The organism is Microbispora hainanensis, assembly GCF_006874475.1.
GTDB classification, from domain to species: Bacteria; Actinomycetota; Actinomycetes; order Streptosporangiales; family Streptosporangiaceae; genus Microbispora; species Microbispora hainanensis.
In genome coordinates this window covers 79,067-102,297 of sequence record NZ_VIRM01000034.1, presented here as the reverse complement: position 1 = coordinate 102,297, position 23,231 = coordinate 79,067, and the positions used below count along the sequence as shown (strand labels likewise).

The 23,231-nt window shown below is 71.3% G+C and carries 14 protein-coding genes; 7 read left to right on the top strand and 7 right to left on the bottom strand.

Annotated features, from left to right (window positions below):
* Positions 1-618 precede the first annotated feature (618 nt).
* The 3 genes from FLX08_RS25465 to FLX08_RS25455 form a co-directional block, all read right to left on the bottom strand.
* Positions 619-1,245: a class I SAM-dependent methyltransferase gene (locus FLX08_RS25465; protein ID WP_142622097.1), complete on the bottom strand. Its 627-nt coding sequence runs from the start codon at positions 1,243-1,245 to the stop codon at positions 619-621.
* 306 nt (positions 1,246-1,551) lie between these two features.
* Positions 1,552-3,021, bottom strand: coding sequence for a tetratricopeptide repeat protein (locus FLX08_RS25460; RefSeq protein WP_142622095.1), 1,470 nt, complete (start codon positions 3,019-3,021; stop codon positions 1,552-1,554).
* Between the two features lie 150 nt (positions 3,022-3,171).
* The gene (locus FLX08_RS25455; protein ID WP_142622093.1) at positions 3,172-3,804 is read right to left on the bottom strand and encodes an NAD(P)-dependent oxidoreductase; all 633 of its coding nucleotides are present in this window, start codon (positions 3,802-3,804) and stop codon (positions 3,172-3,174) included.
* Between the two features lie 52 nt (positions 3,805-3,856).
* On the opposite strand from FLX08_RS25455, the gene FLX08_RS25450 reads away from it, so the two are divergent.
* The gene (locus FLX08_RS25450; RefSeq protein WP_142622091.1) at positions 3,857-4,348 is read left to right on the top strand and encodes a MarR family winged helix-turn-helix transcriptional regulator; all 492 of its coding nucleotides are present in this window, start codon (positions 3,857-3,859) and stop codon (positions 4,346-4,348) included.
* On the opposite strand, the gene FLX08_RS25445 is transcribed toward FLX08_RS25450, so the two are convergent.
* Positions 4,345-5,535: an MFS transporter gene (locus FLX08_RS25445; protein WP_142622089.1), complete on the bottom strand. Its 1,191-nt coding sequence runs from the start codon at positions 5,533-5,535 to the stop codon at positions 4,345-4,347. The two genes, FLX08_RS25450 and FLX08_RS25445, sit on opposite strands and share 4 nt — an antisense overlap.
* A gap of 745 nt (positions 5,536-6,280) precedes the next feature.
* On the opposite strand from FLX08_RS25445, the gene FLX08_RS25440 reads away from it, so the two are divergent.
* The 5 genes from FLX08_RS25440 (at position 6,281) to FLX08_RS25420 (ending at position 15,136) form a co-directional block, all read left to right on the top strand.
* Positions 6,281-6,973 (top strand): phosphoribosylanthranilate isomerase, encoded by a 693-nt coding sequence (locus FLX08_RS25440; RefSeq protein ID WP_142622087.1) that lies wholly within the window; start codon positions 6,281-6,283, stop codon positions 6,971-6,973.
* Entirely contained in the window at positions 6,970-7,665 is a 696-nt protein-coding gene (upp, locus tag FLX08_RS25435; RefSeq protein ID WP_208761651.1) for a uracil phosphoribosyltransferase, read from the top strand. The genes FLX08_RS25440 and upp overlap by 4 nt, the downstream gene beginning before the upstream one ends.
* 208 nt (positions 7,666-7,873) lie before the next feature.
* Entirely contained in the window at positions 7,874-11,947 is a 4,074-nt protein-coding gene (locus FLX08_RS25430; RefSeq protein WP_142622085.1) for an amino acid adenylation domain-containing protein, read from the top strand.
* A 9-nt stretch (positions 11,948-11,956) separates the two neighbouring features.
* A complete protein-coding gene (locus tag FLX08_RS25425) occupies positions 11,957-12,898 on the top strand; it encodes a pseudouridine-5'-phosphate glycosidase (protein WP_142622083.1) in 942 nt (313 codons plus the stop codon).
* 249 nt (positions 12,899-13,147) lie between these two features.
* Positions 13,148-15,136, top strand: coding sequence for a glycoside hydrolase family 55 protein (locus FLX08_RS25420; protein WP_244312878.1), 1,989 nt, complete (start codon positions 13,148-13,150; stop codon positions 15,134-15,136).
* A gap of 65 nt (positions 15,137-15,201) precedes the next feature.
* Here the strand turns inward: FLX08_RS25420 and FLX08_RS25415 are convergent, their stop codons facing one another.
* Positions 15,202-15,630 carry an SRPBCC family protein gene (locus FLX08_RS25415; RefSeq protein ID WP_142622081.1) on the bottom strand — a complete coding sequence of 143 codons (429 nt, stop codon included), beginning with the start codon at positions 15,628-15,630 and terminating at the stop codon, positions 15,202-15,204.
* A gap of 67 nt (positions 15,631-15,697) precedes the next feature.
* On the bottom strand, positions 15,698-17,008 hold the full coding sequence (locus FLX08_RS25410) for an MFS transporter (RefSeq protein WP_142622106.1): 1,311 nt from the start codon (positions 17,006-17,008) through the stop codon (positions 15,698-15,700).
* A 160-nt stretch (positions 17,009-17,168) separates the two neighbouring features.
* Between FLX08_RS25410 and FLX08_RS25405 the strand changes: the two genes are divergently transcribed.
* Entirely contained in the window at positions 17,169-20,810 is a 3,642-nt protein-coding gene (locus FLX08_RS25405) for a hydantoinase B/oxoprolinase family protein (RefSeq protein WP_142622079.1), read from the top strand.
* Positions 20,811-21,074: 264 nt separating this feature from the next.
* On the opposite strand, the gene FLX08_RS25400 is transcribed toward FLX08_RS25405, so the two are convergent.
* Entirely contained in the window at positions 21,075-23,135 is a 2,061-nt protein-coding gene (locus tag FLX08_RS25400) for a cellulose binding domain-containing protein (RefSeq protein WP_142622077.1), read from the bottom strand.
* Positions 23,136-23,231 lie beyond the last annotated feature (96 nt).

The following is a 23,231-nucleotide window of genomic DNA, read 5'->3' as shown; positions in this document are numbered from 1 at the left end:
TCCTGACCTGCAAAGACATGGAACCCCAACCATGTGAGGCAGCCCCCGATACGACGTCCCGCCCCGAGACGTGCTCGCAGAGCCTTTCCGGGCCGTCGTCGGGGCTGCGGTCCAGGTGTGCGGTCCAGTGTGCGGTCCACGTGCGCGAGCCGGAAGGGCCACCGACGACGCGGGCTCCGTGAGGGTTGTAGAGGTCGCGGCCGGCATAGGGGCGTTGTGACAGCGGGAAGGGGCGCGCCGGCTACGCGGGCTCCGTGAGCGCTAGAGAGGCCCCGCCCGGCATAGGGGCGTTGTGACGGTCGGAAGGGGCGCGCCGGCTACGCGGGCTCTGTGAAGGCTGAAGGGGGCGCGCCGGGTCACAGGGGACGGTGAAGGCCGGAAGCGTTGTGCCCAAGACCGGAGCCAGCGGAAGTTCCGAGCTTGCGAGGAATTTCGAGGGTGGAGCGGAGCGGGCTTCGCGAGGACCGGAGGTGCCGTCCGGCACGGTGTTCGACCGACCCAAGGTCCGCGAACACCCCGCAGATGCCTTCCGGCCCGGTGACCGAATCGGCCGAGGTTCGTGGATCACCCCTCGCGACGGTCCTCGGCGCGCAGGACCGCAGCTTTGCGGCGTTCGGGTCAGGGGCGGACGGCGAGCACCCGGAAACTGATCCCGCGGGTCGCCCGCGTCACCGACTCGATCGCGAAACCGGCCTGCTGCAGGTAGGGCCGGGGATCGCGGGTGAGGTAGTCGGCCTGGAACCGCACCGACAGCGGCTCCAGCAGCCGCATCCCGGCCCGGATGACCGGGCTGCTCGACGGCCCGTGCTCGGCCAGCACGAACCGCCCGCCCGGCTTGAGCACGCGATACGCCTCGCGGGCGGCGGCCAGCGGATCGGGGATGGTGCACATCGTGAACGTGGACACGACCGTGTCGGCGACGCCGTCGGGCAGGTCCAGGCGCTGCACGTCGCCCTGCCGCAGCTCAACCCGCTCACCGAGGCCGGCCTGAGCCACCCGCCGCCGCGCCAGCTCCAGCATGCGCTCGGACAACTCGATCCCGACGACCGTGGTGCCGGCGTCGTACAGCGGAAGGTTGAGCCCGGTGCCCACCGCGATCTCCACGACGTGACCGCGCGCCTGCCTGACGGCCCACTCGCGGCTGCCCGGCAGCAGGCGGCGCTCCCAGGTCAGCATCTGGTTGTCGTACCGATCCGCCAGCCGGTCGAACACCCGGCGTACGTCGGCATCTGTGAGCGCCCGCATCGACCGACCCTTCCGGAACGGGAGACTCCGCACATGGTGCCACGCCATCGGACGGCGGGCCATAGGCGCGGCGTTGTGTGTGGCCCCGAGCGTGCGGGGCCGTTCGCGCGGGGCCGCGTGTGTGGCGCTGTCTGCGGCCCCTGTGCACGGCCCCTGTGCCCGGCCCCTGTGCACGGCCCCCGTGTGTGCAGCTCTGTGTGTGCAGCCTCGTGCACCATCCCGTGCCGGCCCCCATGCGTGGCCACGCGTGTGCAGCCCTGTGTGTGCGCGACGATGTGTGCGCGACGCTGTCTGCGCCGGCCGGGACTACCTCGAGGAGGTCAACCGGCCGCGGAACTCGGCGTTCGCGCTCTCGATGAGCCGGTTCATGTGCTCGATCTCGGCCGCTTCCGGTTTCCGGCGAAGCCGCACCTGGATCGCGAACTCGCCGTCCTCCACGGCCACGTCGAGGTCCTCAAGGAGGTCTGCCGGCAACCTGGTGATGACGAACTCGCGGAACGCCTCGGCGATCGTGCCCTGGACGTCTCCGCAGCCGCAGGCGCGGCCTTGGACGATGGCGCCGAGGTGGCTGCGCCCGGTGATCGCGTCGGGGTGCGCGACGTCGAGCGTCGACAGCCCGGCCTCCACCACCTGGCGTGCCTCGGCCAGCCGTTCCTCGTGCTGCAGGAACAGGCCGAGCGCGATTCGCGAGCGGCCGAGCATCTCGTGGTCGTGCCCGCGATCGGCCTCGGCCACGGCGTCGCGCAGACGCCGCTCCGCCTCGTCCGTACGGCCCGCGGCCGACAGGGCCAGCCCCCAGTTGCGCAGCACCTGGGCACGCAGCTCGTGACGGCCGATGCGGTCCGCCCGCGCCCACGCGTCCTCGAACGTCCGCAGTGCGCCGGCGGTGTCGCCGGCGTCGTCCTGCGCCATGGCGAGGCCGAGCGCCGCCATGAGCGCGTCCTCCGCCCGGCCCTGCCGGTCGTAGGAGGCGAGCACTTTCTCGATCGCCCGCACCCGGCCCGCTTCGTCGCCGATGTCGTGGCCGGTGTTCGCCAGTTGCGACAGCGCGTTGAGCGTCGCCTGGTGATCGGGTCCGAGCCGTTCCTCCAGGGCGGCGACCAGGGCGGTGAGCACCGCCCTGCCGGTCGCCGGGTCCTGACCGGCCCGGTTCATCACGGTGAGTGCGATCTGCTCGACGATGCCGTCCGGCAGCCGCTCCAGATCCGCGAAGGCGGGTTCGCCGCCGCCGGAGGCCACGATGATCTCCGCCCGTAGCGCGAGCGCTGTGGCGACCCGCTCGTGGCCGTTCCGCCAGAACGTGCCGACCGCCTCTTCCACGACCTGACGCGCCTGGCCGACGTCACCACGCCGGAGCAGGACGTCGGCCAAGGGCTCCAGGGCGTAGGCGTAACCGGGATGCTCACGACCGTAGAAGTCGTGCCGCTCCTGGACATTGCGCCGCAACTCGTCCTCGGCCTCGTCGAGCCGCCCGGCCATCGTCAGCACGGTGCCGAGATTGAGCCGATAGGTGAGGTGGTCCTTGTACGCCTCCCGGTCGCCGGCCGGCGGATAGGAGCAGGCGCTGCGATAGCAGTCCACGGCCCGGTCGAGCTGGCCGGAGCTGAACAGGAGGTTGCCGAGATCGCACTGGGCCGACGCCCATTGCGGGCTCCCGTGGCCGTGCCCGCTCTCGGCCTTCCCCAGCTCCTTCACCAGGAGCTGTTCCGCGTCGATGAGACGGCCCTCTTCCAGAAGGGCGTACGCGATGTCGAGTGGGGACGGCGATCTTGACATGCCCGGGAGTATAGAGACCGGATCCGACAGAAAAGGAACGGCCGGAAAGCGCGGGCTGTCCGGCCGTTCACAGGAGCGTCTCCGGGTCGACGTCGCTACGCGACCGTGAACCGGGTCGCGGTATGCGACGGTAAGACGGGGGTCGCGAGATCAGTAGGCGACGGTGAAACGGGTCCGGAGGTGGCGCGGGTGCTCGGCCTCGTCCAGCAGCGCCACCGCGAGGTCCTCCATTGAGATCCGGGACTCGCCGCCGGCGTCGACCACCAGCTCGTCGGCGCCCAGCCGATAGTGACCGGTCCGCTCACCCGGGACGAGCAGGTCGGCCGGGCTCAGGTAGGCCCAGTCGGCGGTGGTGTCGGCCCGGCAGGCCGCAAGCTGGTCGACGCATGCCGACGCGATCGGCAGCAGGAAGGACGGATAGCCCTCCCGGTCCATGAGGCGACCGCCGCCCTCGATGGTCAGGCTGCCCGCGCCGCCGACGAGCAGCAGGCGCGCGCCGGTCTTGGCGCACGCCGAGAGCAGGGTGGTGGCGACCGTGGCGAGCTGGTGCTCCTCGCCGGGCGCCGGGCAGGTCGCGGTGATCACGACTTCCTGCCCGGTGGTCAGCGCGACGGCGTCGTGCACGTCGGTCGCGTCGCCGACCCGGGCCCGCACCTCGCCGGGCAGCCCGGCGAGCCGCACCGGATTGCGGGACACCCCGGTCACCTCGTGTCCGCGGGACACGGCCTCGGCGACGACGCGCCTGCCCACGTTCCCGGTCGCCCCGAAGACTGTGATGCGCATGCCGCTACTTCCTCTCGATCTCGCGGGTGCCGCGGGCGGTACCCTGTGCGGTGTGCCGGATCATGTGGACCACGTCCTGCAGCAGTGGGCCGACGCCCGCCCTGACCTGGACGTTTCCCCGATGGCGGTCTTCGGACGGCTGTCGCGGCTGACGCAGCTCGTCAACACCGAGCTGCGCCGCACGTTCGCCGAACACGACCTTGACCCCTCGTCGTTCGATGTCCTGGCCACCCTGCGCCGCGGCGGACGGCAGGCCCCGGCGGAGCTGATGCGCTCGGCCATGGTCACCTCGGGGGCGGTGACCCAGCGCCTCGACCGGCTGGAGGCGCGGGGGCTGGTGAGGCGGACGCCCAGCGACGTGGACGGCCGCGGTGTCCACGTGGATCTGACCGACGCCGGCCGCGAACTGATCGACCGGGCGCTGCCCGACCACGTGGACACCGAACGCCGCCTGCTCGCCGGGCTCACCTCCGCCCAGCGGGAGAACCTGGCCGAGATCCTCAGGCAACTGCTGATGTCGCTGGGCGACGAGAGAGCCTCCTAGACCCGCTTGGTGCCGGACACCACCAGCGAGGTCAGGACCACGAGCGCCGCCGCGACCCACAGCACGCCGGTCACGGCGACCACCCCGACGATGAGGCTGGCGAAAAGCGCTCCCAGCGCGATCGCCAGGTTGAACATGCAGGTGTTCAGCCCGGTGGCGGCCTCGACGCCCTGCGGCGCGGCCTTGATGATCCAGGTCTGGACGCTCACCGGCAGGCCGCCGAACGCGAAGCCCCACGCGATCAGCAGGATCGACCCGGTGACCGCGTTGCCGCCGATGAAGGGGAACGCCGCCAGGATGACCGCGAGCGCGACGCTGACCACGACGATGGTGCCGCGGACGTTGCGGCCCGCCCACGCGCCGGCGATGAGGTTGCCGGCCATCCCGGCCACGCCGTACGCCAGCAGCAGCGGGCCGATGAACGCGGCGCCGACGCCGGAGACGTCCTGGAGGATCGGGCTGACGAAGGTGAAGGCGCCGTAGTGCCCGGACACCAGCAGGAAGGTGGCGACGACGCCGACCCGGACGGCGGGCACGCGCAGCTGCTCGGCCAGCGTGCGCAGCCGTACGGGCTCGGTGGCGGGCATCCGCGGCAGCAGCACGCCCAGCGCGATGACCAGCAGCAGCGCGACGGCGGCGACCGCGCCGAACGCGACGCGCCAGCCGGTCAGCTCGCCGACGAGCGTGCCGGCGGGGACGCCGAGGACGTTGGCGGCCATGGCGCCGAAGAAGATCAGCGAGGTGGCCCTGGCGACGTGCGCCTCGGGGACCAGCCGCACGCCGAGGCCCGCGGCGAGCGCCCAGAACCCGCCGATGCTGACGCCCACGAACAGCCGGGCCACCATCAGCACGGCGTACGTGGGGGTCATCGCGGAGACGACGTTGGCCACCAGTGCCAGCAGGATCAGGCCGAGCAGGACCACCCGCCGGTCGAGCCCGCGGATCGCCACGGGGAGCAGCGGCGCGGTGACGGCGGCGACCAGGCCGGACACGGTCACCATCAGGCCGACTTCGCCGTCGGAGACGTTCAGGCCGCCGCCGATGGCCGTGAGCAGGCCCATCGGCAGGTTCTCGACCGTCACCACCAGGAAGGTTCCCAGCGCGACGGCGATCACCGCGAGCCAGTTCTTGACGGGGACGCGATCCGGTTTGCCGGTCCCGGCGGAGACGGACTCGATGACTGTCATCTGGTTCCTCCTGTGCGCGTGGGCCCGGTCCGGGCAGGCGAGAGCGAACGTCGTGCGTCGGTTGCGTCGAACGGTTGCGTCGAACGGTGGTGCCGATCGGCCCCGGCGGCCGTGGATCAGTGGCAGGCAAGTCGCTTAGCACTAAGAGACATTACCTTAGCGCTAAGCGATTGGCCAGACATGCGGCCCGCCGGGTTCGAGACGTGCGGCCCGCCGGGTTCGAGACGTGCGGCCCGCCGGGCGGTGGGACGGGCGCGAGATCCGGCGATGGCGGTGCCCGAAGGTGGGGTAACCGTGCCGGCGAATCGTCCGGGAAATCGGTTGCTTGTGGTGCATTCTCACCACCGCCGTTTCTCGCGTGCGCTCGTCGGGGCATTCCGAAACGGAGGCTAGTTCCGCGTTTCCCGCCGGGTCAACGAGAGTCGTACGCGACTCGGGACACGTCGTTTCTTTATAGGGGTGATAAGGGGTTGCGGGCCGTCTCTGCCGCACCCCGCCCGAGGGGCACCCGAAAAGTCCAGAGGTGTCCCGGATCGTCCTGACGTGCTGTGGGGCCGCTAGGGGTTGTGGGAAAAGCCCGCCACGGCGAATTCTGAATGAGCCTCGCAGGCCGGAGTTATTCGCGCCGCAGCGAATCCAATCTCGTAGGGCCGCACTGTCGCGGGCTGCTCAAAGCCATTGTTCGTGGCCGTTTGCAATTCGTTTCCGACCGAGGCCGCTCAGGCCGGTTCGAAAGGCGGGCAACATGCAGGGACTGATTCAGGTGGCCGGTGTCATCGACCAGGCCGAGGCGGACCTGATCCGCGAGGAGGGCGCGGACTGGCTCGGCTTCGCGTTGCGGCTGCCGGCGAAGAACGAGGACCTGTCCGAGGCGGAGGCCGCGGCGATCGTCAAGGAGATCCAGCCCGAGCACCGGGGCGTCGTGATCACCTACCTGACCGACGCCGAGGAGATCAAGACCTTCTGCGCGGAGCTGGGCGTCACCGCGATCCAGTTGCACGGCGACGTCACGGGTGAGGAACTGCGGAAGCTGCGCCGCATCGCCCCCGAGCTGTTCGTGCTCAAGAGCCTCGTCGTCAAGAACGACAACCTCGACGAGCTGGCCGGGATCGTGGATGAGGCGGCCGAGTGGGTCGACATGTTCATCACCGACACCTTCAACCCGGCGACCGGTGCCAAGGGCGCCACCGGACTCCTGCACGACTGGTCGATCAGCGCGGAGCTGGTCCGGATCTCGCCCAAGCCGCTGATGCTCGCCGGCGGGCTCAACCCGGACAACGTCGCCGCCGCGATCACCGAGGTCCGCCCGGCCGCGGTCGACGCGCACACCGGCCTGGAGGACCCGGTGACCCGCCGCAAGGACCGCCTCAAGGTGCGCACGTTCGTCCGGGAGGCCCGCCGGGCGTTCGCCGCGCTGGAGGCGGGTGAGAAGGCATGACCATCACGGCGACGCAGGCAGCCCACACCGTCAACGGCACGGTGAGCGAGAACGTGCACCTGCTGCCGCAGACCAGGCAGCTGCGGGCGCTGCACACCGTCATCCGCGACCGGCACGCCGACCTGGACCGTTTCGTCACCACCTCGGGCCGGATCATTCGTCAGCTCATCGAGACGGCCCTCGACCTCCTGCCGTACGAGCCGCTGGACGTGCAGACCCCGGTTGGGCGCACCTATCACGGCCTGCGGCCGGCCCGGCCGATCTGCGGGGTGTCCGTCCTGCGGGCCGGGGAGAGCATGGAGCACGAGCTGCGCGTGATGTCGCCGGGCGTGCGGATCGGCAAGATCCTGATCCAGCGCGACAAGGTGACGAAGCTGCCGCGGCTGTACTACTCCGCGCTGCCCGGGGACATCGACCGGCACAGCGTGCTGCTGCTGGACCCGATGCTCGCCACCGGCGGGACCGCGCTGGCCGCGGTCCAGGTGCTGCTCGACCACGGGGTCGCGGAGGACGACATCGTCTTCGTCGCCCTGCTGGCGGCGCCGGAGGGCATCGCCGCCGTCCACGCGCGCCACCCGAACCTGCGGATCGTGACCTCGGCCATCGAGGAACGGCTGAACGAGAACGCCTACATGATCCCCGGCATCGGCGACTTCGGCGACCGCTACTTCGGCACGGACGTCCCACGCTGACCTCCGCCCCTCCCCGAGGGGAGGGGCGTACGTCCCGCCGGCCCGGCGGCAGACCCGACCGGCCTGCGGCGCAGCCCAGCAGCCCAGGCCGGTCACCCCGCGGCGCAGCCCAGACCGGTCACCCAGCGGGGCAGCGCGGGAGACGGGTGACGGCGCAAAGGGCCGCGGTCTCTCAGTAATCCTTGTCCGCCCATCGCAGGGGGAGGAAATGATCACCACTCCAGCCGTTGAAGCGAGACGGGAACCACCGGAGGACGCCTGTCTTCCGGATCTGCTCGACGCTCAGGCCCGGTCGCGCCCGGGCGCCGTCGCGGTCGTCTGCGGAGAGCGGCGGCTGACCTTCCGCGAGCTCGCGGAGGGCGGCGCGGCCCTCGGCGGGCACCTGCGGGAGCTCGGCGTGGAGCTCGACGAATGCGTGGGGCTGTTCGTCGAGCCGTCGATCGACCTGATGGTCGGCGTTTGGGGAATCCTGCGGGCCGGCGGCGCCTACCTGCCGCTGTCCCCCGAATATCCCGAAGAGCGCCTCCGCTACATGATCGAGGACGCCGGTGTGCGGGTCGTCGTCACGCAGGACGAGCTCGTGGACCGGCTGTCCGAGCTCGCGCCCGCGGGGACGCGGATCGTCACCCTCAAGGACGCGGAGACATCGGGACACGACTGTCACCCGGGCCTGCGCCCGGGCAACCTGGCGTACGTCATCTACACGTCCGGCAGCACCGGCAAGCCGAAGGGCGTGATGATCGAGCACCGCAGCATCGTCAGCCAGATGCGGTGGCTGCGGGCCGCGTACGGGATCGACCAGACCAAGGTCATCGTGCAGAAGACGCCGATGAGCTTCGACGCGGCACAGTGGGAGATCCTCGCGCCGATCTGCGGCTCCCTGGTCGTCGTGGGCCCGCCCGGGGTCTACCGGGACGCCGAACGGCTGATCGACGTCATCAGGACGCACGACGTCACCACGTTGCAGTGCGTGCCGACGCTGCTGACGGCGCTGCTCGACACCGAGGAGCTGCAGAGCTGCACCTCGCTCACGCAGGTCTTCACCGGAGGCGAGGTGCTGTCGAAGGGGCTGGCGACGACCTTCCTCGACACCATGCCCGGGTGCGCCCTGATCAACCTGTACGGCCCCACCGAGTGCACGATCAACTCGTCGTCCTACGTCGTGGACCCGGCGACCCTCGACGAGGGCCCGAACGCGATCTCGATCGGCGCGCCGGTCGACCACACCGGCTATCACATCCTCGATCCGGCCGGGGCGCCCGTGGCCGTCGGCGAGATCGGCGAGCTGTTCATCGGAGGCGTCCAGGTCGCCCGCGGCTACCTGCACCGGCCCGAGATGACCGCCGAGCGGTTCGTGGACAACCCGCTCGGCGAGGGCACGCTGTTCAAGACCGGCGACCTCGCGTACTGGAACGCCGACGGCACGGTCCAGTTCGTCGGCCGCGCGGACAACCAGGTCAAGCTACGAGGATTCCGGGTCGAGCTGGACGAGATCAAGCTGGCCATCGAGACCCACGACTGGGTCAAGCACGCCGCGGTCATCGTCAAGAACGACCCGCGCACCGGCTTCCAGAACCTGATCGCCTGCGTCGAGCTGAACCCCAAGGAAGCGGCGCTGATGGACCAGGGCAACCACGGCGCCCACCACCAGTCCAAGGAGAGCCGGCTCCAGGTCAAGGCGCAGCTGTCCAATCCCGGGCTCAGGGACGCCGCGGAGCTCGACGGCAGGCCGGTGGTCGACCTGCCGGGCAAGCAGGCGACCGCGCGGCAACGCGCGCTGGCGTTCGCGCGCAAGACCTACCGGTTCTACGAGGGCGGCGAAGTCGGCCGGGGCGACATCCTGAAACTGCTGGCCAGGAAGGCCGAGGGCACGGGGTCCCGGAGCCTCGACACCGTCGGCCTGGACACCCTCGGCGAGATCCTGCGCTACTTCGGCCAGCACCACAGCGAGGAGCGCCTGCTGCCGAAGTACGCGTACGCCTCGCCGGGCGCGTTGTACGCGACCCAGCTCTACCTGGAGATCGACGGAATCGGCGACCTCCAGCCGGGCTTCTACTACCACCACCCGGTGGACCACCGGCTCGTGCTGGTCGCGCCGGCCGCCGGGGGAGCGCGGCCGCGCGTGAGGCTGCACTTCGTCGGCAAGAAGCGGGCGATCGAGCCGGTCTACAAGAACAACATCCGCGAGGTGCTGGAGATCGAGACCGGCCACATGGTCGGCCTGTTCGAGGAGGTGCTGCCGGAGTATGGCCTGGACATCAGGCCACTGGAGTATGCCCCGGCCACGATCGACCACCTCGACTGCGCCGCCGAGGACTACTACCTCGGCACGTTCGAGCTGGTGCCGTACGGCGGGCCGCGCCGGGACGAGGTCGACCTCTACGTCCAGGCGCATCCCGGGAAGATCGCCGACCTGCGGGCGGGCCAGTACGCCTACGAGAACGGGCGGCTGCGGCTCATCTCCGACGAGCTCATCCTGAAGAAGCAGGTCATCGCGATCAACCAGGCGGTCTACGACCGGTCGAGCCTCGGCATCTCGGTGATCAGCAGGAACAGCGAGGAGTGGCTGCACTACATCGACCTGGGGCGCACGCTGCAGCGGCTGTCGATGAACGACGTGAACCTCGGGTTCATGTCGTCCGGATACAGCTCCAAGTCGGGCTTCGACCTGCCGTCGGCGCGCCGGATCGACGACATCCTCCGCTCCGGCGGCCGGCCCACCGGCCCGTCCTACTTCTTCATCGGCGGCCGGGTGAGCGACGAGCAGCGGCTGAGCGAGGGGATGAAGGAGGACTCGGTCCACATGAGGGGACCGGCGGAGATGATCAGGGACGACCTGATCAACTTCCTGCCGGACTACATGATCCCCAACAAGGTCGTCGTGCTCGACCGGCTGCCGTTCACGGCGAACGGGAAGATCGACGTCAGGGCCCTGGCCGAGTCCGAGGCGACGGACGTGGACAACGCCGACCGGCCGTACGTCGCGCCGCGGACCATGACCGAGCGCCGCATCGCCGAGCTGTGGAAGAAGGCGATGAAGCGGGAGGCCGTCTCGGTGGAGGACGACTTCTTCGCCTCGGGCGGCAACTCGCTCATCGCCGTCGGGCTGATCAACAAGATCAACCGGGAGTTCTGCGGCTCGCTGCCCCTCCAGGTGCTCTTCGAGTGCCCCACCATCGAGAAGCTCGCCCGGCGGCTCGACGGCACCGGGGCGGAGACGTGCTCTCGGCTCGTGCCGCTCCAGCCGGAGGGCTCCGAGCGGCCCGTCTACTGCTGGCCCGGCCTCGGCGGCTACACGATGAACCTGCGCACGCTGGCCGCCAGGATGGGCACCGCCCAGCCCTTCTACGGAATCCAGGCGTATGGGATCAACCCCGAGGAGGTGCCGTACGCGACCATCGGCGAGATGGCGGCCGAGGACGTCAAGGCCATCCGCCGGCTCCAGCCGTCCGGGCCCTACACGCTGTGGGGCTACTCCTTCGGCGCGCGCGTCGCGTTCGAGGCCGCCTACCAGCTCGAACAGGCCGGTGAGCGGGTGGAGCACCTGTTCCTGATCGCGCCGGGCTCGCCGAAGGTCCACACGGCGGGCACGGCCGAGCACGAGCGCGAGGCCGGCTTCGGCAACAAGGCGTACGTGACGATCCTCTTCTCGGTCTTCGCCGGCACGATCACCGGGCCGCTGCTGGAACGCTGCCTGGCCGAGGCCGTGGACGAGGAGAGCTTCGCCGCCTTCATCCACCGCAACTTCCCCGACCTGGACATCGACCTCGTACGCCGGATCATGCGGGTGGTGGGCGAGACCTTCGAGTTCAGCTACACCTTCCGCGAGCTGGCCCGGCGGCGGATCGACGCGCCGATCACCATCTTCAAGGCCAGGGGCGACGACTACTCGTTCCTGGAGAACAGCAGCGGTTATTCGGCGACGCCCCCGGTCGTCGTCGACCTGGAAGCCGACCACTACGGCCTGCTCAAGGAACCGGACATCGACGAGCTGGCCGGAGCCATCAGGGATCGTCTCGGGACCCACAGTAAGGAGATCGTCATGCCGCACGTCAGCATCAAGCACTTCCCCGTCCCCCTCACCGAGCAGCAGCACTCCGACCTGGTCGCCGCGGTGACCAAGGCGATGACGAGCGCCTTCGGCTGCGAGGAGGGCTCGGTGTCGATCATCCTGGAGCCGGTCGCGAAGGAGCTGTGGGACGAGAAGGTCTACATTCCCGAGATCCTCAACCAGAAGCACAAGCTGAACAAGCTGCCGAACTACGGCCCGGCCGCGAACTGAGAGGCGACGATGACCCGGGAGCATGGGCGCGTCCCGCTGGTGTTCAGCGAGGAGGTCGCGGACGCACTCGCAGAAAGACGCCCGGTGGTGGCGCTGGAGTCGAACGTCATCACCCACGGCCTGGCCTATCCGGACAACGCCGCGACCGCGCGCAAGGTCGAGGACGCCGTCCGCGCGGGCGGCGCGATCCCGGCCACGATCTGCGTCGAAGGCGGGCGGATCAAGGTCGGTATGACGGACGAGGACGTCGAGCGGTTCGCCTCGACGCCGGGCATCCCCAAGGTCAGCAGCCGGGACCTGCCGGTGATCCTGGCCCAGGGCGGGCTCGGCGCGCTGACCGTGGCCAGCTCGGTGGTGGCGGCCGAACTGGCCGGCATCCCGTTCTTCTCGTCGGCCGGCATCGGCGGCGTGCACCGGGGCGCGGAGAAGACGATGGACATCTCCTCCGACCTCGTCCAGTTCACCCGGTCGAAGGTGGCCGTCGTCTGCGCCGGTGCCAAGAGCATCCTCGACCTGAACCTGACGATGGAGTTCCTGGAAACCCACTGCGTGCCGGTGGTGTCGTACCGGTCGGACGACTTCCCCGCGTTCTACTGCGTCTCCAGCGGCATCCGCAGCCCCCAGCGGCTGGACGACGAACGGGTGATCGCGCGGGCGGTGGAGAACCACTGGGCGCTGGGCAACCACAGCTCGTTCCTGATCACCACGCCGGTGCGGGAGGAGGACGCGATCGACGCCTCCGAGGTGGACGCCGCCATCGCCGGCGCGATGGCCGCGGCCGAGCGGGACGGCGTGCGCGGCAACGCGATCACCAAATATCTGATGCGCGCCGTGGACGCCGCCACCGAGGGCCGGTCGTCGAAGGCGAACATGGCCGTGCTCGTCAGCACGGCCGAGGTCGGCGGCCGTCTGGCCGCGGCGCACGCGCGGTATCTCGCAGAGACCAGCTGATCGGAGACCGCCTGATCGGAGACCGCCTGATCGGAGACCGCCTGATCCGAGCGCGGAACCGCCCCGGAGCCCGTCCGCTCCGGGGCGGTTCCGCGTGCCGAAGGACAAGTTGCACGGAAAATCAAGGGATAGCGCCGGGACCGTTCTACGCGGTACAAACGCGCCACACATTTTTCAGGCCTTGAATCAAGAAGGCCTCGTGAGAGAGCGCTCTCTCGGCTGCGGTACGCAGCGGAAAGGACGAACCGTATGACGACCCAGACTCATGACTCTGGGACTCCCGGCGCCGATAGTCCCACCAGGCGGCGTTCCGGCCGCCGCTTCATCGGCCGGGCGTTCACGTTCGGTCTCGTGCTGACGACCGCCGTCGTGACGGCGGGAGCGACGGCCGCCACCGCCGCCGCACCGGCCCACGGCCCCGGCGGCCCCGGCAATCACGGAGGAGTGCCCGACCTCGGGCCCGGCGTCACCGTCTTCGACCCGAGCATGCCGGTCGACCAGATCCAGGCGACCCTCGACGCGGCGCACGCGGCGCAGGTCGACAACGAGATGGGCACCGAGCGGCACGCCTACCTCTTCAAGCCCGGCACGTACGGCACCGCCGAGCATCCGCTGCAGATCAAGGTCGGCTACTACACCGAGATCGCCGGTCTCGGCGCCTCGCCCACCGACGTCGTCATCAACGGCAAGGTCGAGGTCTACAACCGCTGCCTGGAGAACAACGGCACCGGCAACTGCCTCGCGCTCGTCAACTTCTGGCGCACGCTGTCGAACCTGTCGATCGACATCAACGCCGCGGGCCAGGACGGCTGCCGTCAGTCGGCGAACTTCTGGGCCGTCTCCCAGGCGGTCTCCATGCGCCGCCTCAACGTCACCGGCGGCTCCCTGTCGCTGATGGACTACTGCACCGCGGGCCCGCAGTACGCCAGCGGCGGCTTCATCGCCGACTCCCGCCTGCCGTCCGTCACGAACGGTTCCCAGCAGCAGTGGCTGACCCGCAACACCGAGGTCGCCGGGTGGTCCAACGCGGTGTGGAACCAGGTCTTCTCGGGCGTCGTCGGCGCGCCGGACGAGTCCGGCTTCCCCGACCCGCCCTACACCACGGTCGAGAACACCCCGGTCAGCCGCGAGAAGCCCTACCTGTTCACCGACGCGCAGGGCAGGCTCAACGTCCGCGTGCCCGCCGCCAGGAAGAACACGCGCGGCATCTCGTGGGCGGACGGCATGACCCCGGGCCGCACGGTGCCGCTGTCGGACTTCTACGTCGCGAAGCCGTCCGACTCGGTGCAGGCCATCAACAGCCAGCTCGCGCGCGGCAAGAACCTGCTGCTCACGCCCGGCGTGTACGACATCGCGAAGAGCATCGAGGTCAAGCGCCCCGACACCGTGGTCCTCGGCCTCGGGCACGCCACCCTCACCGCCTCGCGCGGCGCGACCGCGCTCGACGTGGCCGACGTTCCCGGCGTGATCGTCGCGGGTGTCACCGTCGACGCGGGTCTGCAGAAGTCCCCCGTCCTGCTGCGGGTGGGCAAGGAGCACGGCGGGCCGGGTGGAAGTGGGCCGGGTGGAAGTGGGCCGGGTGGAAGTGGGCATGGTGGCGGCCACCGGACCTCGCCGGACAACCCGACGACCCTGTCCGACGTGTACTTCCGGGTCGGCGGGCCGCACGCCGGCAAGACCGAGACCGCTCTCGAGGTCAACAGCGACAACGTGCTCATCGACCACACCTGGGTGTGGCGCGGGGACCACGGCGTGGAGGGCTTCACCGACACGCAGCGCTGGAACACCAACATCGGCCGCTACGGCGTCGTCGTCAACGGCGACCACGTGACGGCCACCGGCCTGTTCGTCGAGCACTTCCAGCGCTACAACACCGTCTGGAACGGCGAGGACGGCACGACGATCCTCTACCAGAACGAGCTGCCGTACGACCCGCCGACGCAGGCCGACTGGATGAACGGCTCCGTGGAGGGCTACGCCGGCTACAAGGTCGGCGACCGCGTGAAGAGGCACAACCTCTACGGCGCGGGCGTCTACGTCTTCAACCAGAACAACCCGCAGATCCACACCGAGAACGGCTTCGAAGTGCCGCAGACCCCGGGCGTGAAGCTGCACCACATCATGACGGTCAACCTCAGCGCCGGGACGATCGACCACGTCGTCAACGGCGTCGGCGACGCGGCCGACACGACCAAGGTCGGCGCGCCGGTGTTCATCACGGACTACCCGGCCCCGTAGTCACCCGCGTGGGCCGGGGTCCGGGGTCACGTCCCCGGACTCCGGCCCACCGTCGCCGGAACCGCTCAGACGGCCTCGCCCGACTCGCAGCGCCGTTTGAGGCTCTCGGCCTCCGTGCGTACGAACCTTCGGGTGCGGCCGCCGGCCAGCAGGCTCACCAGCGGCGCCAGCGGTCCTGACTGGTCGATCCCGAGCCGGACCGACACCCCGTTCTCGCGGGGGGTGAGCACGTGCGTCCCGGCCGTGGTCACGCCCCCGCCGGTCGCCTGCCAGGTGAAGGAGGCGCCGTCGGTGAACTCGGTCACCTGCCAGACCATCGGGGGAAGCCCCGGCTGCTTGATCCTGAACCGGCCGGCGATGCCGAGCGGGCCGTCGCCGAGGGGCTCGATCGTGGTCATGGTGGGGGTGAACTCGGGCCACCTCGCGACGTCCGTCATGACCCGCCAGACCTGCTCCGCCTCGGCGTCGATGTCGACGCCGGTCTCGAACCGCATGCCCCCGCCACTTCCTCTCGTCCCGATGCCGATCGGCCCGGCGGCTCTGCGAAAGCCGCGGACACCCTCATGATGCCGCAGGGGTCCCCTGCGGCTGATCAACGGGGGAGGTTCCGGCCGCCCGGCCCCGGCGCAGGACGGCGATCGCCGCCACGATGGCGGGCACCAGGATGGCCGCCGCCGCGACGTTGACCGCGCGGAAGCCGCCCGCGGCGAGGATCGGCCCGGCCAGCGCGGCCGCTGCGGCGCCCGCGTAGTTCATCCCGGCGTCCGTGGCGCCCTGCAGCGGCACCCGTACGTCGTCCGCGGCGGTGCCGGCGAGCAGCGCGGACGCGGAGATCAACGACACCGACCAGCCCAGCCCGAGCACGATCAGCGCGAGCGCGGTGAGGGTGCTGCCCTCCCCGGCGGAGGCGGCCACGAAGCCGAGCGCGACGGCCGCCATGAGCAGCAGGATGCCGCCGCACGCCGTGCGGACCGCGCCGATCCGGTCGGCCAGCCAGCCGAAGACCGGGCTCAGGGCGTACATGCCGAGCACGTGCAGGCTGATCACCACGCCCACGAGCTGCAGTGACATGCCGTGGTGCTGCATGTGCAGCGGTGTCATCACCATGACCATGACCATCATCGCGTGCGCCACGGCGATGAGCACGACCGCGAACCGCGCCGCCGGGTCGGCCGCCGCCCAGCGCAGCGCCGCCACCGCACCCACCCGCCGGGCGCTCGCGACCCCCTGACCGTCGGCTTGCGCGGAGGCCGGCGCGGCCGGGGCAGAGGCTGACGACACGGACGGCGCGGCGGGCCGGCGGAGGAACACGGCCACCACCGCGCCCGCCAGGGCGAAGGACACGACCGAGAACACGTACGGACCGGCGAGGCCGGGCAGCCCGAGCCACCGGCCGAACCGGTCGGCCACCTCGCTGAGGTTGGGGCCGGCCACGGACCCGATCGTCGTCGCCCAGATGACGATCGACATCGTCCTGGCCCGGGCGCCGGGCGCCGCGCCGTCCGCGGCGGCGTACCGGGACTGCAGGTTCACCGCCTGCCCGACGCCGAACAGCGCCAGCCCGGCCAGCAGCAGGACGAGTTGTGCGACGACGGCGGCCATGACGATCAGCACGCCGCCGAGCACGGCGATGGCATATCCAAGGGCGAGCGAACGGCGCCGTCCGTGCCGGGCCGCGACGCCGGCCAGCGGCACCGCGGCGACCGCCGCGCCGAGCACACCCGCGGCCTGGCCGAGCCCCGCGACGGACGTGCCGCCGAGCCGCTCAAGGAGCAGCCCGCCGACCGCGATGCCGGAGGCGACCGCGACCCCGCCGAGGAGGTTGCCGGTGACGAGGGCGCCGATGCCCCTGCTGCGTTCCCCACTTGGCACGGACCCCACCGCCGAGACCACCTTCCCCAGAAGCCGGTCCGGGGTTATCCGGAAAACGGCACTCGATCATATGTCCGGCATGCCGTGATGCGTCTCCCTATTTATGCCGGGGCATGCGCCCTTGATACAAGGGATGTACGGGCGTGCGGAGGGGGATCCGATGCCTGGAGATCGGTGGCAGTTCTGGGTGGACCGCGGCGGGACGTTCACCGACGTCGTCGCCCGTCGTCCGGACGGGCGGCTGGTGACGCGCAAGCTCCTGTCGGAGAACCCGGCGCGCTACGACGACGCGGCCGTGGCGGGCATCCGCGCCCTGCTGGACGTCCCGGAGGGGGAGCCGATCCCGGTCGAGCGGATCGAGTCGGTGCGGATGGGCACCACGGTCGCCACCAACGCCCTGCTGGAACGCCGCGGCGAGCGTACGGCGCTGGTCGTCACCAAGGGGTTCGGCGACGCGCTGCGCATCGGCTACCAGAACCGCCCGCACATCTTCGAGCGGCGGATCGTGCTGCCGGAGATGCTGTACGAGCGTGTGGCCGAGGTGGACGAGCGGATCACCGCCGACGGCGAGGTGCTCCGGCCGCCCGACCTCGAAGCGCTCGCGCCGGAGCTGCGGCGGCTGCGCGAGGAGGGCGTGCGGGCGGTCGCGGTGGTCTGCCTGCACAGCCACCTCCACCCGGCGCACGAACGCGCGATCGGGAGCCTGGCCAGGCGCACGGGCTTCGCCCAGGTGTCCTGCTCCAGCGAGGTCAGCCCGCTGATGAAGCTGGTGCCCCGCGGCGACACCACCGTGGCCGACGCCTACCTGTCTCCCGTCCTGCGCCGGTATGTCGAGTCGGTGGCCCGGCAACTGCCCGGCGTACGGCTGATGTTCATGCAGTCGAACGGCGGGCTGGCCGAGGCCGGGCACTTCCGCGGCAAGGACGCCATCCTGTCCGGCCCGGCCGGGGGCGTCGTGGGCATGGCGGGCATGTCCCGGCTGGCCGGGTTCGACAAGGTGATCGGCTTCGACATGGGCGGCACCTCGACCGACGTGTCCCACTACGCGGGCGCGTACGAGCGGGTCGTCCAGACCCAGGTGGCCGGCGTACGGCTGTCCGCGCCGATGATCGCCGTCCACACGGTGGCGGCGGGCGGCGGGTCGGTCCTGCGGTTCGACGGCGGGCGCTACCGGGTCGGCCCGGACTCCGCGGGGGCCGACCCCGGCCCGGCCTGCTACCGCAACGGCGGCCCGCTGTGCCTCACCGACGCCAACGTCATGCTCGGCCGCATTCAGCCCGGCCACTTCCCCGAGGTCTTCGGCCCGGACGGCGACCTGCCGCTGGACGTGGACGAGGTGCGGCGGCGGTTCGCCGAGATGGCCGCCGGCATCCGCGCCCGGACCGGCGACGCGCGTGATCCCGAGCAGGTCGCCGAGGGCTACCTGCGGGTCGCGGTCGCGAACATCGCCAACGCGATCAAGCAGATATCCGTGCGGAAGGGCCGTGACGTCACCGAATATGCCCTCACGACGTTCGGCGGCGCCGGAGGGCAGCACGCCTGCGCGGTGGCCGACGCGCTCGGCGTCCGCACGGTGCTGGTGCCGCCGATGGCGGGCGTGCTGTCCGCCCTGGGCATCGGGCTGGCAGACACGACCGTGCTGCGGGAGCAGTCGGTCGAGGCCCGGCTGGACCCCGCCACGACGCGTCGCCTGACCGGTCTCGCCGACACCCTGGAGGCGGCGGCCCGGCGAGAACTGTCGGATGAAGGGGTGCCGGACGCGCGCATCCGGGTGAGCCGGCGGGTGCGGCTGCGCTACGACGGCACCGACACGCCTTTGCAGGTGGACCTGGCAGAGACGGACGCGATGGTGGCCGCGTTCGAGGCCGCCCACCTGCGGACCTACTCCTTCCTCATGGACCGGCCGCTGGTCGCGGAGGCGGTCTCCGTCGAGGCGGTGGGCCTGACCGAGCGGCCCGGCCTCTCGGACCTCGCACCCGGATCCGGCGCCGGGGGGCCCAGAGCGGCGGCCGAGGGGATGCATACGGTGCGGATGTACACAGTGCGGATGTACACCGGCGGCACGTGGCGCGACGTGCCGCTCTACCGGCGGGAACGGCTTCGCCCCGGCGACACGCTGACCGGCCCGGCCATCGTGGCCGAGGCCGACGCGACCACCGTCGTCGACGACGGCTGGCGGGCCGGCGTGACGCCGTACGGGCATCTGCTCGTGGAACGGGAGCGGGCCCGCCCACGTGCCACGGGCGTGGGCACCGAGGCCGACCCCGTGATGCTGGAGGTCTTCAACAACCTCTTCATGTCCGTCGCCGAGCAGATGGGCGCCCGGCTGGAGGCCACCGCGCAGTCGGTGAACATCCGGGAGCGGCTCGACTTCTCCTGCGCGCTGTTCGACGCGGGCGGCGATCTCGTCGCCAACGCGCCGCACATCCCGGTGCACCTGGGGTCGATGGGCGCGAGCGTGAAGGAGGTGATCCGCCGCCGGGGGGACGGGATCCGGCCCGGCGACGTGTACGCGATCAACGATCCCTACCACGGCGGCACCCACCTGCCGGACATCACGGTCGTCACCCCCGTCTTCGACGACGCGGGCCGGGAGATCCTGTTCTTCGTGGCCTCCCGCGGTCACCACGCGGAGATCGGCGGGCTGACGCCCGGCTCGATGCCCGCCACGAGCAGGAGCGTGCACGAGGAGGGCGTGCTGTTCGACTGCCGGCTGCTGGCCGACCGCGGCGGCCTGCGCGAGGAGGAGACGCGGCGGCTGCTCACCGAGGGGCCCTGCCCGTCCAGGGACCCCGCGACCAACCTGGCCGACCTGCGCGCGCAGATCGCCGCGAACGCCAAGGGCGTCGAGGAGGTCGGCGCGATGATCGGCCACTTCGGCCTCGACGTCGTGCGGGCCTACATGCGGCACGTGCAGGACAACGCCGAAAGCGCGGTCCGCGCGGTCGTCGACGCCCTCAGCGAGGGGAGCTACCGCTACGAGACGGACTCCGGCGCCGTGATCGCGGTGCGCGTCTCGGTGGACCGCGCCCGCCGCGCCGCGACGATCGACTTCACCGGCACCTCGCCCCAGCTCGACTCCAACCTCAACGCGCCGTCCGCCGTGGTCACCGCCGCAGTGCTGTACGTCTTCCGCACCCTGGTGGCCGACGAGATCCCGCTCAACGACGGGTGCCTGCGGCCCCTGCGGATCGTCGTGCCCGAGGGGTCGATGCTGGCCCCCGCGTACCCCGCCGCCGTCGTCGCGGGCAACGTCGAGACCTCGCAGGCGATCACCGGCGCGATCTACGCGGCGCTGGGCGTCCAGGCCGAGGGGTCGGGGACGATGAACAACGTCAGCTTCGGCGACGAACGGCGCCAGTACTACGAGACCGTCGCCTCGGGGTCCGGGGCGGGAGACGGGTTCGACGGGGCGTCGGTGGTGCAGACCCACATGACGAACTCCCGGCTGACCGACCCCGAGGTGCTGGAATGGCGCTTCCCCGTGCTGCTGGAGGAGTTCGCCGTACGGCGCGGCAGCGGCGGCGCCGGACGGTGGCGCGGCGGGGACGGGGCCGTGCGCCGCATCCGGTTCCGCGAGCCGATGACGGTCAGCGTGCTGTCCGGCCACCGCCGCGTGCCGCCGTACGGCATGGCCGGCGGCGCGCCCGGAGCCCTGGGCGTCAACCGGGTGCGGCGCGCGAACGGAGACGTGGTCCGCCTGGCGGGATGCGATTCGGCGCGGGTGGAGCCGGGTGACGTGCTGGAGATCGAGACCCCCGGCGGCGGAGGATACGGCCCCCCGGACGGCGGCCCCTCCTGACGGGGCTCTCGGCGGGCGGGCTCGGCGGGCGGGCTCGGTGGGCGGGCTCGGCGGGCGGGCTTGGCGGGCTCCGCCCTCCTCGGCCTTCGCGGCGAGGAGGGCGGGCTTCCAGCGGTTTCGCCGTTACCACACCGGGCGGCTTGTTTTTGGCGATGAGCCGCGGGGTTTCGCACCTGACACGGCAGGCGCTTGTTCAGGAGTCTCTCACTCTGGCCTCTAGACCGGGTGCAAGACGACTTCATGATCGCGCCAAGAAAGCGCCGGTCACAGCGTCGAGCAGACCGTGCCGTTCAGGCGGAAGACCGTGGGGGAGGGGTAGGCCCCGTCGTTGGCGCCGACGAACCCGAGGGTGACGGACCCGCCCGCCGGGATCGTCCGCGCCTGCTCGCCGGGAACGACCCGCACGTCCTGTCCCTCGGACGTCCACGTGCCGCCCTGCCCACTGCTGACGCGCTCCCCGGCGACCGGGAACCGGAACGTCAGCGCCCAGTCGGTGAGGTCCGCGGTGCCCCGGTTGGTGACGGTCACCTCGGCGGTGAAGCCCCGCCCCCAGCCCTGCGTCACCCGGTAGCGGACCGCGCAGGTGCCGTCCGGCGGTGTGGGGGCGGTGAAGGTCACCGGCGCGGACGGCCGCGACAGCCGCCCCGACCGCTCCCTGGCCAGCACGTTGACCGTGTAGGAGGCGCCGGGCTCCAGGCCGCGCAGCGTCAGCGAGGTGCCCCGGGTCGTGCCCAGCAGGACGGTGTCGGTGCCCGTCTGCCGGTACACCTCGTACCGGTCCGCCCTGGGCCCGGCTGACGGCCAGCTCACGGTGACAGCACCGGGGACGCCGCCCGCGTCGCGGCGTGCCGTCGGGGTGCCCGGGGCCGGCGCGGGCTTCGGGCCCTTCGCCGCCCGCACGGTCATCGTCGTGACCGAGTAGGGCGGGAGCGCCCGCGTGTACGGGTCGCCCTGCTCGGCCCTGGCGAGCCCGGTGGCCCCCCTCGTGAAGGTGTACGTCACCGGGCTCCGGCCGGAGGGGGTGAACCCGGTGTAGCGGAGCCGTACGGGATAGGAGGTGGACGGATCCTTGTTGATCATCACGACGGCCAGGTCGCCGTCGGCCTGCCGTACGGCGTGCACGGCCACCTTCGGCTGACTGGAGCCGGCCCTGACCAGGTCGTCCCCCGGCCCGGCGGCCGTGTGGAGGATCTCGATGCCGTGATAGGCGGGGAACGGCGTGTTGAGCGGCGGCTCGCACGCGCCGTCGGCGCACTGGCCGAGCGACAGGAAGCCGATGTCCTGATAGTCGGTCTCGCCGTCGATCATGGAGACCTTTTCCAGTGCGTTGTGGGTGTCGAACCAGTCCACGGTGAAGACGCCGTTCTCCAGCGCGGTCAGGTAGGTGTCGGCGGCGAACAGCCCGGCCGCGTGGGTGTTGCGCCCGATGTTGGAGGCGACCTCGGTCAGCGCGAGCGGCACGTCGCGCCCGGCCAGGGCGGCGACGTCGGCCCGCACCTGGGCCAGCATCTCGGCGAGCCCCGGCGGAGAGGCCAGCAGCCCGACGACGTCACCCGTGGTGTCCGGGATGCTCGTGCCGGGATACCAGTGCACGGTGAAGAAGTCGATCTCGGGCGCCACCACCGGGATGACCGTGTGGTTCCAACCGGCCGCGTCACCGGCGGCGACGACGCCGTCCGGCCAGCTCCCGGGGATCGTGAGCACCGCCCCGATCTCGATCGTGGGGTCGACGGCCTTCATCGCGCGGACGAACTCCAGCGTGTTGCGGGCGTACGCCGCGGGGCTCTTGTCCGGGTGGTCGTCAGCCTCCCAGGTGGCACCGTAATAGCCGTTGCCGTAGAGCTCGTTGCCGATCTCCCAGAGCTTCACGCCGTACTTCTTGGTCACGTTGGCGTACCGGACCCAGCCGGCGGCCTCCTCGGGCGTGCCGGTGCCATAGTTGGCGATCACGATGGCCTGCGCGCCGGCCTTCCTGACCGTGCCCATGAACGTGTCGAACTCCGTGCCCGGCGCCACGTATCCGCCCGGCGCCGTGTGCGTCCCCCAGTGGTAGAGGTCGGCGTACGACCCGCCGGGATAGCGCACTGCGGCGATGCGCGCCCGCTTGTACAGCCGCGCCACCTCCGGGTCGTTCATGTGCGGGTCCCAGACGGCGGCGTTGGCGCCGTACGCCGCCTCGTGGAGGGTGCCGAGCCCGGCGTGCGCGTTGACCGTGATCTCGACGGCGTCGCCTCGCGGGGGCGCCGGACTCCGGGCGGGGTCCGCCGCCCCGAGCAGGGAGGCGGCCAGGGCGGCGGCGAGCGGGAGGGCCAGGGCTCTTCGCATCGATCACTCCGGGGTCGAAGGGGGACCGGTTCGTGGAGCAGGCCCCGACGATCACCCGTGGTGATCTCCCGGTCAAGCGCCCGGGACGTCGCCCCT